At 41.4% G+C, this 15,440-nt stretch carries 10 protein-coding genes; 3 read left to right on the plus strand and 7 right to left on the minus strand.

The features are described 5' to 3' along the window. Positions 1-171 precede the first annotated feature (171 nt). A complete protein-coding gene (locus tag ATS75_RS12365) occupies positions 172-753 on the minus strand; it encodes a superoxide dismutase (protein WP_058560727.1) in 582 nt (193 codons plus the stop codon). Positions 754-1,028: 275 nt separating this feature from the next. Here ATS75_RS12365 and ATS75_RS12370 point away from each other — a divergent pair, with 275 nt between their 5' ends. Continuing rightward, positions 1,029-1,367, plus strand: coding sequence for a Grx4 family monothiol glutaredoxin (locus ATS75_RS12370; RefSeq protein WP_058560728.1), 339 nt, complete (start codon positions 1,029-1,031; stop codon positions 1,365-1,367). Positions 1,368-1,419: 52 nt separating this feature from the next. Here the strand turns inward: ATS75_RS12370 and ATS75_RS12375 are convergent, their stop codons facing one another. From ATS75_RS12375 to ATS75_RS12400, 6 genes are all read right to left on the minus strand, one after another. Continuing rightward, positions 1,420-2,736: a sensor histidine kinase gene (locus tag ATS75_RS12375; RefSeq protein WP_058560729.1), complete on the minus strand. Its 1,317-nt coding sequence runs from the start codon at positions 2,734-2,736 to the stop codon at positions 1,420-1,422. Continuing rightward, positions 2,736-4,064 carry a sigma-54-dependent transcriptional regulator gene (locus ATS75_RS12380; RefSeq protein WP_058560730.1) on the minus strand — a complete coding sequence of 443 codons (1,329 nt, stop codon included), beginning with the start codon at positions 4,062-4,064 and terminating at the stop codon, positions 2,736-2,738. The genes ATS75_RS12375 and ATS75_RS12380 overlap by 1 nt, the downstream gene beginning before the upstream one ends. Before the next feature lie 83 nt (positions 4,065-4,147). Next, positions 4,148-5,353, minus strand: coding sequence for an ABC transporter permease (locus tag ATS75_RS12385; RefSeq protein ID WP_058560731.1), 1,206 nt, complete (start codon positions 5,351-5,353; stop codon positions 4,148-4,150). Between the two features lie 9 nt (positions 5,354-5,362). After that, a complete protein-coding gene (locus ATS75_RS12390) occupies positions 5,363-6,676 on the minus strand; it encodes an ABC transporter permease (RefSeq protein WP_058560732.1) in 1,314 nt (437 codons plus the stop codon). 3 nt (positions 6,677-6,679) lie between these two features. Then, on the minus strand, positions 6,680-7,390 hold the full coding sequence (locus tag ATS75_RS12395; RefSeq protein ID WP_058560733.1) for an ABC transporter ATP-binding protein: 711 nt from the start codon (positions 7,388-7,390) through the stop codon (positions 6,680-6,682). Between the two features lie 33 nt (positions 7,391-7,423). After that, positions 7,424-8,677 carry an efflux RND transporter periplasmic adaptor subunit gene (locus ATS75_RS12400; RefSeq protein WP_058560734.1) on the minus strand — a complete coding sequence of 418 codons (1,254 nt, stop codon included), beginning with the start codon at positions 8,675-8,677 and terminating at the stop codon, positions 7,424-7,426. A gap of 760 nt (positions 8,678-9,437) precedes the next feature. On the opposite strand from ATS75_RS12400, the gene gltB reads away from it, so the two are divergent. Both gltB and ATS75_RS12410 read left to right on the plus strand, forming a co-directional pair. Next, positions 9,438-13,895, plus strand: a complete 4,458-nt coding sequence (gene gltB, locus ATS75_RS12405) for a glutamate synthase large subunit (RefSeq protein WP_058560735.1) — start codon at positions 9,438-9,440, stop codon at positions 13,893-13,895. 9 nt (positions 13,896-13,904) lie between these two features. Next, complete coding sequence (locus ATS75_RS12410) at positions 13,905-15,320, plus strand: FAD-dependent oxidoreductase (protein ID WP_058560736.1); 1,416 nt, start codon at positions 13,905-13,907, stop codon at positions 15,318-15,320. Positions 15,321-15,440 lie beyond the last annotated feature (120 nt).

Consider the following 15,440-nt stretch of genomic DNA (forward strand, 5'->3'; position numbering starts at 1 on the left):
ATTTAATGATAAAACTTAAAGGAGCATGAGAAGGCATGCACTTCAGACTATTTGTGGCATTGAGAGATAAGGTTTTAATTGAACAATAAATGCTTTTCGGCGATATATGATGTAAACATAAAAGGTGCCGAAGCACCTTTTTTATTAGCAAACTCTATATAAGTTGCTAAATTATGCGAAGTTTGCGTTCGCGAATTCCCAGTTAACTAGAGACCAAAAACCTTTAAGGTAATCAGGACGCACGTTACGGTAATCGATGTAGTATGCGTGTTCCCATAAATCAACAGTAAGAACCGGTGTAACGCCTGCATCAGTTAAAGGTGTAGCAGCGTTAGATGTATTAACGATGTCTAGTGAACCATCTGCTAATTTAACTAACCAAGTCCAGCTTGAACCAAAGTTGTTTACTGCTTTATCATTTAATGCATCTTTAAACGCATCGAATGAGCCCCATTTAGCATTGATCGCGTCAGCGATTGCGCCAGTTGGTTCGCCGCCGCCATTTGGAGATAGGCTGTTCCAGTAGAAAGTGTGGTTCCAAATTTGCGCTGCGTTGTTAAACACGCCACCCTCTGAAGAACATACGATCTCTTCAAGTGTTTTGCCTTCAAATTCAGTGCCAGGGATCAAACCATTTAATTTAACAACATAAGTGTTGTGGTGTTTGCCGTGGTGAAACTCTAACGTTTCTTTTGAAATGTGTGGCTCAAGTGCATCAATTGCATACGGTAGTGACGGTAGTTCAAATGACATTTTTATCTCCATCTTCTTTTGGTTGATAGTCCGTTTGGTAATACGTAATGCCTGCTCGAACAGACCACTTATCTATACCAAACAGAATTATAGTGTTACTATAATTGTTGAGTATTTTACTCAAGTTTTAGCAAACAGCAATGCAAAACAGCAATGCAAATGCAAGACTATTTCGATTGCGGCTTTATTTGCCCATTTTAAGATACATATATAAGGCTTAATGAAAATTTTTCAAGCCATAAATATGTTCAGCTATCGTCACTTTGAGGTTGTAGATGGAAACCATTGATAAAATTAAACAGCAGATTTCAGAAAATCCAATTATTCTTTATATGAAAGGCTCACCAAAATTACCAAATTGTGGTTTTTCTTCACAGGCGTCTCAAGCTCTAATGTCTTGTGGCGAACCGTTTGCGTATGTTGATATTTTACTAAATCCAGATATCCGTGCTGAACTTCCAGCTTATGCAAATTGGCCAACATTCCCACAGCTATGGGTTGAAGGTGAATTAATCGGTGGTTGCGATATCATCATCGAAATGTTCCAGCGTGGTGAGTTACAACCATTGATTACTGAAACGGCAGCAAAGTTCAAAGAAGCTGACGCTGAGTAATATTTATTGTGTATAGCAATGAATGTTTAAAAGTCGCTAAATAGCGACTTTTTTATTGGGTGTTATTAGGTAAAATAATGTGTACGCTTAATCCGCCTATTGCTTGATTATGCAAACTTATTTGGCCGTGGTGCGCTTCAACGATTTCTCTACATAATGCAAGCCCCAAACCACTGCCACTTGATTTTGTTGAGTAAAAAGGAATCAGTGCATTTGCCATCACTTGCTCACTCATTCCCTTGCCTTGGTCGGTTACAGTTATGCGTGTGTTGTTACTATCTTGCGATAGAGTGATAGCAATATGTTCTGATTTAGAGCCTGACTCATGTGCATTTTTGAGCAGGTTGATGAGTAGTTGTTCAACCTGAGTTTGATCTGCAAACGTTGTCACTTCTTTTTGCTCTGATAAATTAAATGACCATTGATTTTGCAGTTGCTGGAATAATAAAGGCCACTTTATCTTTGAAAATTGTGGTGGTGGGAGTTTGGCAAACTTACCATAACCTTGAACAAACTCGTTTAAGTGTTTAATGCGTTCTTCAATGGTTGAAAATACACGAGTAAGTCTCGCTTCATCCACTTTTTCACTGAGTATTTTGCCGCTGTGTAACATTGAGGACATTGGGCCAAGTGAGTTATTAAGTTCATGGCTGATAATACGAATAACCTTTTTCCATACTTCGACTTCTTGTCGGCTTAATTCACGGGTTAACTGTTTAAAAACATACAAGGTATGAAATTGATTATTAAGTAATAGCTTTCCTGTTGATAAATGCCAGGTTTGTGATTCTTGGTGTTGGTTATCCAGTGTAAACAGTCCATCTACACCACGTTTTAATGCGTTGTTCAGTTGAGGGTGGGCATTAGCAAATAAGTTGGAAAACTGTTCACCTTCTAATGATGTTTTGGCATTGAACAAATCACGGGCACTGTGATTACTGTAGACGATAAAGTCTCTATCATTCTTAAGAACAACGGCCTGTGGAGAACTTTGAAGCACTTTATCTAACATAAGCTCTCGTTGATAAATCCATTGTTTTTCTTGTCGGAGTTGCTTTGCTGTTTGATTGTAAAGATCACATAGTCTTCCTACTTCATTATGACTTCGATAGGCAAGTAATGATGATAGTTCGCCATCTTTAAAGTTAAGTAAGCCTGTTTCTAAAGCATGTATTCCTTGTAATAGCGGGTTGACTAAACGCAAAGATAGATAGCTTGTAAAAACGAGCGTAAATGCACTGAAGGCAAGAGTGAAATACCACGGAAGATGAATAAGCCAACATATGAATAAAACGGGGCAGAGGGCAGCAATAGCACTAATGATCAATAACTGGAAACGAATACTGATAAAGCGTTTTTTAGTATTCATTAATAATCAATCTCAAATTTTTGTAAGCGCCTGTAAAGAGCTTGCCGACTCATACCAAACTGCCTAGCAACCTTAGCAATGACTCCCTGATGAAGGTGCATAGCTTGCTCTATATCGTGTTTTGTCACTTCCGTTTTTACTGCCGTGTTGCTTATGGTGGGGTTTTGCAATGCAAAGTCCACTAAAGTAATCACACCCATTGGGTTTAAAACGGCTGCTCGTTTACATGCATTCTCGAGTTCGCGTACATTGCCAGGCCAGCTATGGGCTAATAATGCTTGTTCAGTTTCAACGCTGATCTCTCGGTTGCTCAAAAAGTGGTTTGCTAGCACCAAAATATCATCTGGACGTTCAGCAAGGCCGGGTAAATTTAATTCAATAACATTAAGACGATAATATAAATCTTCTCTGAACTTACCGAGTCTAATCGCGTTAACCAAGTTTTCATTGGTCGCTGAGATGACGCGCACAGTGACCTTTCGTGTTTGAGTTGAGCCGAGTCGTTCAAATTCACCAGTTTGTAATACACGGAGTAACTTCATTTGTCCTGAAAGGGGGAGGTTACCAATTTCGTCTAGGAATAATGTGCCCCCATCGGCGGCTTCAAAGCGGCCAATACGTTGTTTTGTTATCCCTGTGTAAGCCCCTGCTTCTGCTCCGAATAACTCGGCTTCAATAAGTTCACTTGGCAGGGCACCAGCATTCACCGTAATGAAGGGCTGCTCATGCAATAGTGAGTTAGCTTGAATGATGTGCGCTATGCGTTCTTTACCACTGCCGTTAGGGCCTGTTATGAGAACTGACACATCTGACTTTGCTACTTGAATAGCCATATTGAGAATATTTTCCATGGCTGTGCTTTTGTATACTAAACCGACTAGTTTTGCATCATTTATACTTTTATCGCGCTCTTGTTGATGACGCTCATAAATCGCGTTTTGTTGTTTAACGTTACCAAGTTCAATTAAGTTAGTGACACACGTTAGCAGTTTTGTATCATCCCACGGTTTGGGTAGGTAGTCTGCGGCGCCTGCTTTAACAAGCTCTATGGCTATTTCAAGCTCTGTCCATGCGGTAATTAAAATAATGGGTAAGTGTGGATTGAGTTGCCTTAATTGATAAAAAAGAGCTTTACCTTCTTCACCAGAGGTTGTGTCTGCAGTGAAGTTCATATCTTGGATGACCAACACAATACGTTGATATTGCACCACTTGAATGGCTTCAAATGGATTAGTGGCAGTCACAACGGCAAAGTCATGAATTTCCAGTAGTAATGATAGCGCCTCTAAAACAGCGGGGTTATCATCAACGATAAGTATTTTTTCCATGAGAATATAATCGCTGTTTTTATTATCTTTATTTTAAAATGCTACACGGTATTACACCAGTGTAGCACAGGTTGGGAATGGCTTTATATGGTTCGCGTAGCAATGCTAGGGGATATATTCGCCGCACGTCTGGCTGGACCAAATACCGCAAGTAAACTCATTACAAATACCATAATTGCGGTGCCTGCTATATAGCTTGTTGGCAGTGCGGCAATTGAAAAGTGTTGCATGAGCAATTGCCCAAGTAATAAGGCTGCGATACAACCTAAGATTAAACCAATACTACAAATCATGGCGTTTTCAACTAAGAAATAGCTAATGATGGCAGACTTTCTCGCGCCCAATGCACGACGGGTACCAATTTGTTTAGTCCGCTTACTGATATTAAATAAAGTTAAGCCGAAGATACCCAGAGCAGTTACCAGAACTAATATAGTGATGAGCACAATTAACATGCGCATCATTAAGGTGTCTTGCGCCATGTAACTTTCTTTGGCTTCATCTAAACCTCGCACTCTTACAATCACGCGTTTGTCATAGTTTTTTAGCATCTCATCTTCAATTGTACTCGTTAATTGTGCACGTTGACTGGCATCGGTACGGACGATAAAGTTACCTGAAATATTGGGGTTAATATAAGGGATTAAAGCAACACTATCAGGGCGGCTATCTTTGAGCCAAGGGCCTTTAGCTTTTTTGATAGTGCCGACTATTTTAAGTGCAATATCACCTAAATATACGGTTTTCCCTACAGCATCTGTATCAGGAAATAATTCATCGGCCAGTGCTTGGGTAATGATAGTGACATTAGCACGTTGCTCATTATTATCAGTCACAATAACTTCACTTTCGTTGAAGTTTCGCCCAGCAGCAAGTTCAAGTCCTAAAGTATTTAAAGCATGGTCATCCGTAAAAAAATAAGACGTTCTGGCTGATAGCCCAGGCTCGGGAGCTGGGTTAATACTCAAGTCAGATGCACTGCCACTGCCTGAAAGTGGTGTATTACTAATATAAGCGGCATCAATTACGCCGGGTAACCCACGTAACATTGCTTCGTCCAGCTCAAACTGCTGGTGACTAGAAACATCACCACCAAACAACATGACATGGAATGAAAATATTTCGTCTTCAGGATAGCCTGTTTCTTGACTTAAATAGCTGACTTTATCTTCAATTATAAATGCAGCATTACTGACAATCGCAGTGGTGATAGCAATTTGAAGCAATAGCAATAAGGCGCCTATTTTTGAACGGCATAACGCGTGAAAAATTGGTTTTATTTCTAACATAATATGCTCCTATTGGCTCTTTAGGTAAATTGCAGGGTTGGTTTTACATACTAACCAAGCAGGATAGAGTCCGGCTAAGATACAGGTTGTAATTGCAATAATAGGTGCACTGAGTAACATGGTGATATCCATAGTGGCGATTGATGAGTAATAATCATAACTTTGACGAACCCCCCACAGCCCTAATTGTGCAAGTACGATACCGATTAAACCACCGAAACATCCGAGCATTGCAACTTCAACAAGGTGTTGCAAAAATACTTGGCGCTTACTGGCCCCTAAAGCGCGGCGTACACCCACTTCTGGTGCGCGGCGTAAAAATTTTGCTAACAATAAGCCAAGTATATTGGCTAGGCATACGGCTAAAAACATAAAACTTAAGGCGACTAAGATTTTATTGTCTTCACTGATTACATTGTTGTATTCCATCCATTGGTTGACATCTCGTAAGCTATAAATAAGCTCTTTACGATTAAAACGGCCACGCTTTTGTTGCTCTTCCATATAAGCCATTAAAAAGGTTTCATAGTCTTCTTTTTGCTGTGCGCTGTTTAATTCCACCCAAAATTGAACCCATACCATCTCCGACTGTAGCTTAGCTTTAAAGCTTCTAACGTCTTCATGTTTCCAGCCATTGGTATTACCCCAGTTACCAAACTCTTTCGCTTCAACAAGGCTAAATGGTAAAAACATGCTCTCAGGCTCATTAAAGGCACCATTATTTAAATCGTAGTACTTAACCACTAAAGGCCAGTTCTTTGTGACGCCAATAACTTCATAGCTTTCGTTATCAAGGTAAATGATATTACCGATAGAATTTTCACCAGCGAATAGCCTTTCATTCAATTCTTCACTTATGACAACGACAGGAGCTGCGTTTTCTTCTTGCTGTTGCGACCATTTATTGCCATACAAGAACTCAAGTTGAAACATGTCAAAAAATTCAGGCGTGGTCATCCGCGCACTTTTGCTAAAAGGCTTAACAGTGTCTGAGTCGGTATAAATAGAAAAGCCACTACGTAGCATACTCAAGCGTTTGCCTTCAGTGTTAGCACGATATAAATTGGTCGCATCTTTGTATGTCAACTGAAGCGGCAAATTATCGTTTGTCCACCACGTATTGCCATCATCCATTATTTGCAGTTGCACGCTAAACAGTTGGCTGCTTTTACTAGGGATTGGGTCGCTCGCCATCATGTGGTAAACGCTTAGACTTGTCATGGTTACGCCAATACCAATGGCAATGGCTAAAACCATTAAAAAGCTCACCAATGGTGTGCGTTTAAAACTACGCCAACTTAAATCAAGGTAATGTAATAGCATGACTTATGCTCCTGCAACATTTCTAAGGTTTTGTGCGCCTTGATATAAGGTAAAATCGGCAAGTTGCCCATCGACTACTTGAATATTGCGCGGTGCCCGTCTAGCAAGCTCTGGATCATGAGTTACCATCACAATGGTTGCACCATCGCGGTTAATTTGCTCTAGCAATTCCATCACTTGTCGTGCCATTAAACTATCGAGATTACCTGTTGGTTCATCGGCCAATAAAAAACGTGGCTCACCAGCAAGGGCACGGGCTATCGCGACTCGCTGTTGTTGGCCGCCTGAAAGTTGTTGTGGTAAATGTTTAGCGCGTGAGGCAAGGCCAACTTGCTCTAAGCACTGTTCGATACGACGTTTTCGTTCAGCGCTTTTAATACCACGATAGCGCAGTGGTACTTCAATATTCTCGTATAAATTTAAATCAGGTATGAGGTTAAAACCTTGGAAAATAAAACCGATTTTTTGATTACGTACATCAGCGCGTTGATTGTCGTTGAGTTTGCCGACATCAATCCCATCAAGCAGATATTCACCACTACTAAAAGGCTCTAGCATACCTGCGATATTTAAAAATGTGGTTTTCCCCGAGCCGCTAGGGCCTGTTACAGCAATGAACTCGCCTTCTTCTACTTGCAAATTAAAGTCACGTAATGCGTGTGTTTGTACCATTTCAGTTTGGTATAATTTACTGATATTATTCATTTTTAGCATGGTTATAATCCTTTTATTGTTTAAACGTCGCGATTAGCGAAGTAATAAGGTGGATGCTTTTTTAAAATTGTCATAGGTTGAGATGATCAATTGATCCCCAGGCTCCACACCAGTCATAATTTCGACAGCATTGATACTGGTTGCCCCAATTGAAATATCTATTCGTTGCGCAGAGTCACCAATGACTTTATAAGCGTGAGTACCTCCTTGTTGGATGAACGCACCGCGTTTAACTTGCAAAACATTATCGCGATTTTCTAGCAAAATACGGGCGGTCAATCGTTGATTCTGTCGAATACCGGTGAGTTCTTTATTAAATCTGACACGTGTGGTGACTTCTCTGTTATTAACTTCAGGTGAAATTGCGCTGAGCGTACCAATTACTTTGTTAGCCCCTAATATTAGCTCTACTGTCATTCCTAGGCCTAGTTCATTGGCATAACTTTCAGGGACCTGCAGTTCTGCTTCAAAGTTACTTAAATCGACTAAAGTCATTAGCGGTTGGCTTTGCGTAACGGCTTCTTTTTGTTGTACTAGTAAATTCCCGACGATGCCAGAGACACTGGCTTCAATAGTGAGATTGCCGACTTGGCGATTCAGATCGTCGACGATAAGCTGTTGGCGCCCTAAATCTTGTTCAGCAGCTTGAAGTTCAAATGTTAATGTGTCCTTCGCTAACGCGACTTCTTGCTCGGCATGTTTGTATGAAAGCTTGGCGCGAGCTAAGTCATCGACTGCTTTTTCTAAATCAATTTGGCTAATTAAATTTTTGGAAATTGACAGTTTAGCGCGGCGGTTTTCTCTGTCAGCAGCATTGAGTTCAACTTGCGCGAGATCGAGTGCTTTAGTTAAGCTGAGTTTCTGTCTGCGAGCTTCTAGGTGTTTACGCCTTAGCTCACCATCAAGGCGCACCAACACAGATTGTTGCTGCTTTAATTCATTGGTGAGTTCTGGGCTATCAACAATAGCGATGATTGCACCTTTGTTGACGCTATCACCTGCTTTTACACGCAAATCTACATAGCCTCGTTCAGGGCTGTACACCTTAGGTGCACTTGCAGCAACAACTTTACCACTGGCCGATACATCCCTTACTAGAGTAGCGAGTGTCACGGGGGCGATACGCACGGTATTTTTATCTACAGAAATCGTCCCTTTTTCATTACCCATGAATGCCTGGGCACATAATGCGACAAAAGACATAATGGTAGCGACAACGATGATAGGTTTTTTATAGTTTTTAGTTTGAACAACAGAGCTGTCCTGTGCACTCGTATCTTTTATCATGGGGCTTCCTTCTTTTTAAATCTATTTTTCGAAGTATGTAATCATTAAGCTCACTGCAAACACGGTTATTGGTGAAACTAAAAACAAACTGAGAATAAACATAATGGTGTCCTATTAATAACGTAATCTTTATATTCGATTACCGTGCCAAGTTTTAAGTTGTTGATTTTTAGATTTAAAAATCAATCACGTTCCGTTCTTATGTGTCCGCGGACAGAAAAAGTGTCCGCAGCGGACATATGAAATTTTTGCCTTCCCTTAGGGTTAACTCTACAAAGCAATTGTGTAAAAAAGGTCAGCTGCTGCGCTATTTATGCATTTCTGTCTGTTTTATGCAGCTTGAAAGGCCTAGCGTGATGAGTGATAGATTGACAGATCACTTAAGTTAAGCAGTCCACATAAGTAACAAACCAACGTAAAGGTGACACTACATGGTGATTATCACTGAATTCGATAGTGAATATTTATTCACTTTATGGCTGGTTTACGTTTACGTAAACTGTGCTTTTTAAACTGCTTTTTTTACAAGTTGTTAAATTTGACACCAGTGTCATAAAAAAATAATGGGTGTTTCTTCGCTAAATGTTAAAAAATGGCACGAAATAAAAAGATTGTACTTGCGTGAGAAATATTCAAGAATGTGAATATGTATTCATCATGCTATTGACTCTGTGTACAATTGGCGATAGTTTTGACTGTCTGCTAGCAAACCGTCAAGAAGGTCTTTAATAGCTAGCTGTTGTAGCAAGGGGAGGGGTCTATGTTATACGACTCAAAATTAGAAAAAGATAATTGTGGCTTTGGCTTGATAGCCCAAGTTAATGGTCAGGCTAGTCATCGCTTAATAAGAACGGCGATCACAGGTCTTGATCGTATGGAACACCGTGGCGGTATTTCTGCTGATGGTAAAACAGGCGATGGCTGTGGTTTATTATTACAAAAACCAGACAGTTTTTTCCGCGCAATCGCCAATGAGCAAAATTGGCACTTAGGAAAAAATTATGCTGTAGGTATGATTTTCCTAAATTCAGATCCCGTGCTTGCGCAAACTGCGAAAGATGTATTGAGAGAAGAACTCGAAAAAGAAACCCTTAATATTCAAGGCTGGCGTGTTGTACCTACGGATGCTTCATGCTTGGGGCCAATTGCAAAAAAGCAGCTGCCAAATTTTGAGCAAATTTTTGTTAATGCACCAGAGGGTTGGCGCCCAAAAGATTTAGAGCGTCGTTTATATGTAGCGCGTCGCCGTGCTGAAAAACGCTTAAGCAATGATGAAGGCTTTTACATTGCAAGTCTATCTGGGTTAGTCACTATCTACAAAGGCTTGATGATGCCGGTAGATTTACCTAACTTTTATTTAGACTTAGCTGATATTCGCATGACCAGCGCGATTTGTGTTTTTCATCAACGCTTTTCAACAAATACACAGCCTCGTTGGCCGCTTGCGCAACCATTTCGTTATTTAGCGCACAATGGCGAAATCAACACGATTCAAGGTAATCGCCAATGGGCGCGTGCGCGCTCGTACAAGTTTGCCTCGCCACTTATTCCAGATCTACAAACCGCCGCGCCATTTGTTAATGAGACTGGTTCGGATTCATCAAGCTTAGATAATATGCTTGAGCTGTTTTTAGCAGGTGGTATGGATCTATTCCGTGCAATGCGAATGCTTGTGCCACCGGCATGGCAAAAAAACCGAGCCATGGATGAAGACTTACGCGCATTTTATGATTTCAACTCAATGCACATGGAACCATGGGATGGCCCTGCGGGTATCGTTATGTCTGATGGTCGTTTTGCGGCATGTAATCTAGACCGTAACGGTTTGCGTCCTGCGCGTTATGTGATCACACAAGACGGTTTTATTACACTTGCCTCAGAAGTGGGTATTTGGGATTACACTGCAGATGAAGTGGTCGAAAAAGGCCGTGTTGGTCCGGGGGAACTTCTCGTTATTGACACACACTTAGGCAAGATTTGGCACTCTGATGAAATCGATCAAGATTTGAAAGCACGTCACCCTTACAAGGCTTGGCTTGAAGAAAATGTTAAGCGTTTAACCCCGTTTGAAAAATTAGCAGAAAAAGACGCGGGAAATCGTTCTTTTGATGATGAAACATTGCTTAAGTACCAAAAAATGTTTGGTTTTACCAATGAGGAATTAGATAGCGTCGTTCGTGTAATGGGCGAAATTGGTCAAGAAGCAACGGGCTCTATGGGGGACGATACACCATTCGCCGTATTGTCTGAGGGTAACCGTTCGGTGTTTGATTATTTCCGCCAAAAGTTTGCGCAAGTAACCAATCCGCCTATCGATCCACTTCGTGAAAATCACGTTATGTCTCTGGCGACTTGTATTGGAAGTGAACAAAACGTATTTAACGAAACTACGGGTCATGCTAAACGCTTACAATTTGATACCCCTATTTTAATGTACGCAGACATGCAACAGTTACTCAGCGCCGACCAGGCACATTATAGCTATTGTAAAATTGACATTACTTACAGCGAAGAAGAAGGGCTCGCAGATGCAGTCGCCCGTATTTGTGATGAAGCGCAAGAAAAAGCAGCTGGTGGCTGTGTCATGCTGTTTTTAAGTGATCGTAACTTTGATGAGACCAAACTGCCAATCCCAGCTGCAATGGCGGTGGGTGCAGTTCAAAAACGTCTTGTAGATAATAATTTACGTTGTGAATCAAATATCATTATTGAAACGGGTAGCGTTCGTGATGCACATCAATTCGCGGTATTAATTGGCTTTGGTGCAACGGCAATCTATCCATATCTTGCCTATGAATCACTGGTTGCAATGAGTGACGCTAAGATAATCAATAAAAGCTATTGTGAAGTTACACTTGCTTATCGTAATGCGATAAACAAAGGTCTTTACAAGATTATGTCGAAGATGGGTATTAGTACCGTCGCTTCGTACCGTTGTTCTATGTTGTTTGAAGCCGTAGGTCTGTCAAATTCGGTAGTTGATACCTGCTTTTACGGTGTGACAAGTCGTATTCAAGGTGCCTGTTTTAGCGACTTTGATGAAGACCAACGCAAATTACACAAGTTAGCGCACAGTAAGCGTAAGTTATTAAGCCATGGCGGTTTATTAAAATACGTTCATGGCGGCGAATATCATGCTTACAACCCTGATGTGATTCAAACTCTGCAAAAAGCCGTGCGTTCAGGTGAATATACTGATTACAGTGTGTATGCAGATTTAGTTAACAAACGCCCAATTTCTACATTGCGCGATATGTTAGCACTAAAATTGCCGGCAGAGGGCATCAGTATTGATGATGTAGAGCCTGCGACCGAGCTTTATAAACGTTTTGACTCGGCGGCGATGAGTATAGGTGCATTATCACCAGAAGCACATGAAGCACTTGCGATTGCGATGAACCGTTTAGGCGGTTGTTCGAACTCGGGTGAGGGTGGTGAAGATAAATTACGCTACGGTACTGAGAAAAACTCACGTATCAAGCAGGTTGCCTCTGGCCGGTTTGGTGTAACACCGCATTACTTACGCAGTGCTGATGTTATTCAAATTAAAGTAGCGCAAGGGGCAAAACCGGGTGAAGGTGGTCAATTACCAGGAGAGAAAGTGACTCCTTATATTGCAAAACTTCGTTATTCCGTTCCGGGAGTAACGTTAATTTCACCTCCTCCACATCATGACATTTACTCTATTGAAGATTTAGCGCAACTGATTTTTGATTTGAAGCAGGTTAACCCTAACGCGTTAATCTCTGTGAAGTTGGTATCAGAGCCTGGAGTGGGCACGATTGCCACGGGTGTTGCTAAAGCCTATGCTGATTTAATTACAATTTCTGGCTACGATGGTGGTACTGGTGCAAGCCCATTAACATCCGTTAAGTATGCGGGTAGTCCATGGGAGCTAGGTCTTGCAGAGACTCAACAAGCGCTTGTTGAAAATGGCTTACGTCATCGTATTCGCTTGCAAACCGATGGTGGTTTAAAAACAGGTTTAGACATCATTAAAGCGGCTATTTTAGGTGCTGAGAGCTTTGGTTTTGGTACAGGACCTATGGTTGCACTAGGGTGTAAGTATCTTCGTATTTGTCACTTAAACAATTGTGCGACAGGTGTTGCAACGCAAGACGATACATTGCGTCAAAAGCATTACCATGGTTTGCCAGAAATGGCGATGAACTACTTTAAGTTTATTGCACAAGAAGCGCGTGAAATCATGGCAAGCTTAGGTGTTGCCCATTTAACCGATTTAATTGGTCGTTTAGATTTACTTGAAGCGATTGAAGGCAAAACTGCGAAGCAACAAAAGATTGATTTATCATCTGTCATTGCTCAGCCAAATAACCCAACGGGTGAAACGCTTTATTGCAGTGCGCCAAATACGTCACATTACCAGGGTAAGTTAAACGAAACGCTGCTTGAAAAAGCAAAACAAGCAATCGATGAAAGTACGGGTATTTCCCTGGTTAATCGCATTTGTAATACTGACCGTTCTGTTGGGGCGATGTTATCGGGGTATATCGCCGATAGACATGGCAACCAAGGTATGGCCGCTGATCCTGTATCAATTGAATTACATGGCACAGCTGGTCAATCATTTGGTGTATGGAACGCGGGTGGCTTAGAAATGACACTCGTTGGCGATGCCAATGACTATGTTGGAAAAGGTATGGCTGGTGGAAAATTGGTGATTCGCCCTCCGCTTGGTTCATCATTCGAAAGTCACAAAGCCACAATTGCAGGCAATACCTGCTTATATGGTGCAACAGGCGGTAAATTATTTGCAGCAGGGTGTGCTGGTGAACGTTTTGCTGTTCGTAATTCAGGTGTACAAGCTGTTGTAGAAGGGCTTGGCGATAACGGTTGTGAATATATGACCGGTGGTGTTGTGTGTGTACTTGGTAATGTTGGTGTCAACTTTGGTGCAGGTATGACCGGTGGTTTTGCTTATATATTAGATGAGCGAAGTGATTTTGAAAAACGCATTAACCCAGAGCTAGTCGAGGTTGTACTACTCGATGAACTTAGCTCACATCAAGAACATTTACGTGGATTAATTGCAGAGCATTTAGAGTTAACAGGGTCAAGCCGCGCAGAAGGTATCTTAGCGGACTTTGAAACATATTTACCTAAGTTCAAATTAGTCAAACCAAAATCAAGTGATGTAAAAAGTTTACTCGGGCATCGCGCTCGCAGTAGTGCAGAACTTCGTGTTCAAGCACAGTAAGGGGGTAGTATGAGCGAGAATGTATATCAGTTTATAGACGTGCAGCGTGTTGATCCACGTAAAAAGCCTATATCGTCACGTAAAAAATCGTTTGTTGAAATTTATGAGCCCTTTTCAGAAAAGCAAGTGAACTCACAAGCTGATCGTTGCTTAGATTGTGGTAACCCATATTGTGAGTGGAAATGCCCAGTACATAACTATATCCCGCAGTGGTTAAAGTTAATTCGTACCGGCCGTATATTAGAGGCAGCAGAGCTGTCTCACCGTACTAACAGCTTACCTGAAGTGTGTGGCCGTGTTTGCCCACAAGACAGGTTATGTGAAGGTTCATGTACGTTAGATGAAGAGTTTGGTGCAGTGACAATAGGTAATATCGAAAAATATATTACTGACACGGCATTTAAAATGGGCTGGAAGCCTGACATGTCCTATGTGACATGGACAGATAAAAAAGTAGCGATTATTGGTGCAGGGCCTGCGGGACTTGGTTGTGCAGATATCCTCGTGCGTAATGGTGTAAAGCCAGTGGTATTTGATCGTCACCCTGAAATTGGCGGGCTTTTAACCTTTGGTATCCCTTCATTCAAACTTGAAAAAGAAGTGATGCAAAAACGCCGCGAAATATTCACTGAAATGGGCGTTGAGTTTAAGCTCAATGTTGAAGTGGGTGTGGATATCACCATGGACGATATTTTAGCTGATTACGACGCAGTGTTTTTGGGCGTGGGTACCTACCAAAGTATGCGTGCTGGTCTTGAAAATGAAGATGCGCCGGGTGTACATGATGCACTGCCGTTTTTAATTGGTAACACAAACCGTGTAATGGGCTATGATGAGAAGAACCAAGCATATATCGATATGGCGAAGCAAAAAGTGGTTGTTCTTGGTGGTGGTGATACTGCGATGGACTGTGTACGTACATCGATTCGTCAAGGTGCTGACAAAGTTATTTGTGCATATCGTCGTGATGAAGAAAACATGCCAGGTTCAAAGCGTGAAGTTAAAAATGCCAAAGAAGAAGGTGTTGAATTTACCTTTAATGTGCAGCCTACTGGTATTGAACTTGACGACAAAGGCCATGTTGCTGGCGTAAGAATGGTTAAAACGCAGATGGGTGAACCTGATGAGAACGGCCGTAGCCGCGCTGAAGTAGTACCAGGGTCGGAGCATGTTATTGAAGCGACCCAAGTACTTATGGCATTTGGTTTTAAACCACACAAAATGGATTGGTTAGAAAAATACGATGTTGAAATTAACCACTGGGGCGGCATTACCGCACCAGAGCAGGGTGAATTTACTCATCAAACCACAAATCCAAAAATCTTTGCTGGTGGCGATATCGTTCGCGGCTCAGATTTAGTAGTAACTGCAATCTTCGAGGGGCGTAACGCTGCTGAAGGGATTATGGATTACTTAAAGGTGTAAGTTTCGCACCTCTTTGACTTTAAAAAGCAAGCCATCTGGCTTGCTTTTTTATTATAAACAGAATTATGTATTGCAAACTGTTATTATTAAATCAATAAAATAATTTACAGTGCGGATTTG

The sequence above is a fragment of the Pseudoalteromonas sp. H105 genome (genome assembly GCF_001469215.1).
Taxonomy (GTDB): domain Bacteria; phylum Pseudomonadota; class Gammaproteobacteria; order Enterobacterales; family Alteromonadaceae; genus Pseudoalteromonas.

Excerpts from the sequence above, each read along its gene's own strand:
- ATS75_RS12395 (WP_058560733.1), bottom strand. The coding sequence starts at position 7,390 with ATGCTAAAAATGAATAATATCAGTAAATTATACCAAACTGAAATGGTA.
- ATS75_RS12380 (WP_058560730.1), bottom strand. The coding sequence starts at position 4,064 with ATGGAAAAAATACTTATCGTTGATGATAACCCCGCTGTTTTAGAGGCG.
- ATS75_RS12410 (WP_058560736.1), top strand. The coding sequence starts at position 13,905 with ATGAGCGAGAATGTATATCAGTTTATAGACGTGCAGCGTGTTGATCCA.
- ATS75_RS12365 (WP_058560727.1), bottom strand. The coding sequence starts at position 753 with ATGTCATTTGAACTACCGTCACTACCGTATGCAATTGATGCACTTGAG.
- ATS75_RS12390 (WP_058560732.1), bottom strand. The coding sequence starts at position 6,676 with ATGCTATTACATTACCTTGATTTAAGTTGGCGTAGTTTTAAACGCACA.
- ATS75_RS12385 (WP_058560731.1), bottom strand. The coding sequence starts at position 5,353 with ATGTTAGAAATAAAACCAATTTTTCACGCGTTATGCCGTTCAAAAATA.
- ATS75_RS12400 (WP_058560734.1), bottom strand. The coding sequence starts at position 8,677 with ATGATAAAAGATACGAGTGCACAGGACAGCTCTGTTGTTCAAACTAAA.
- gltB (WP_058560735.1), top strand. The coding sequence starts at position 9,438 with ATGTTATACGACTCAAAATTAGAAAAAGATAATTGTGGCTTTGGCTTG.
- ATS75_RS12370 (WP_058560728.1), top strand. The coding sequence starts at position 1,029 with ATGGAAACCATTGATAAAATTAAACAGCAGATTTCAGAAAATCCAATT.
- ATS75_RS12375 (WP_058560729.1), bottom strand. The coding sequence starts at position 2,736 with ATGAATACTAAAAAACGCTTTATCAGTATTCGTTTCCAGTTATTGATC.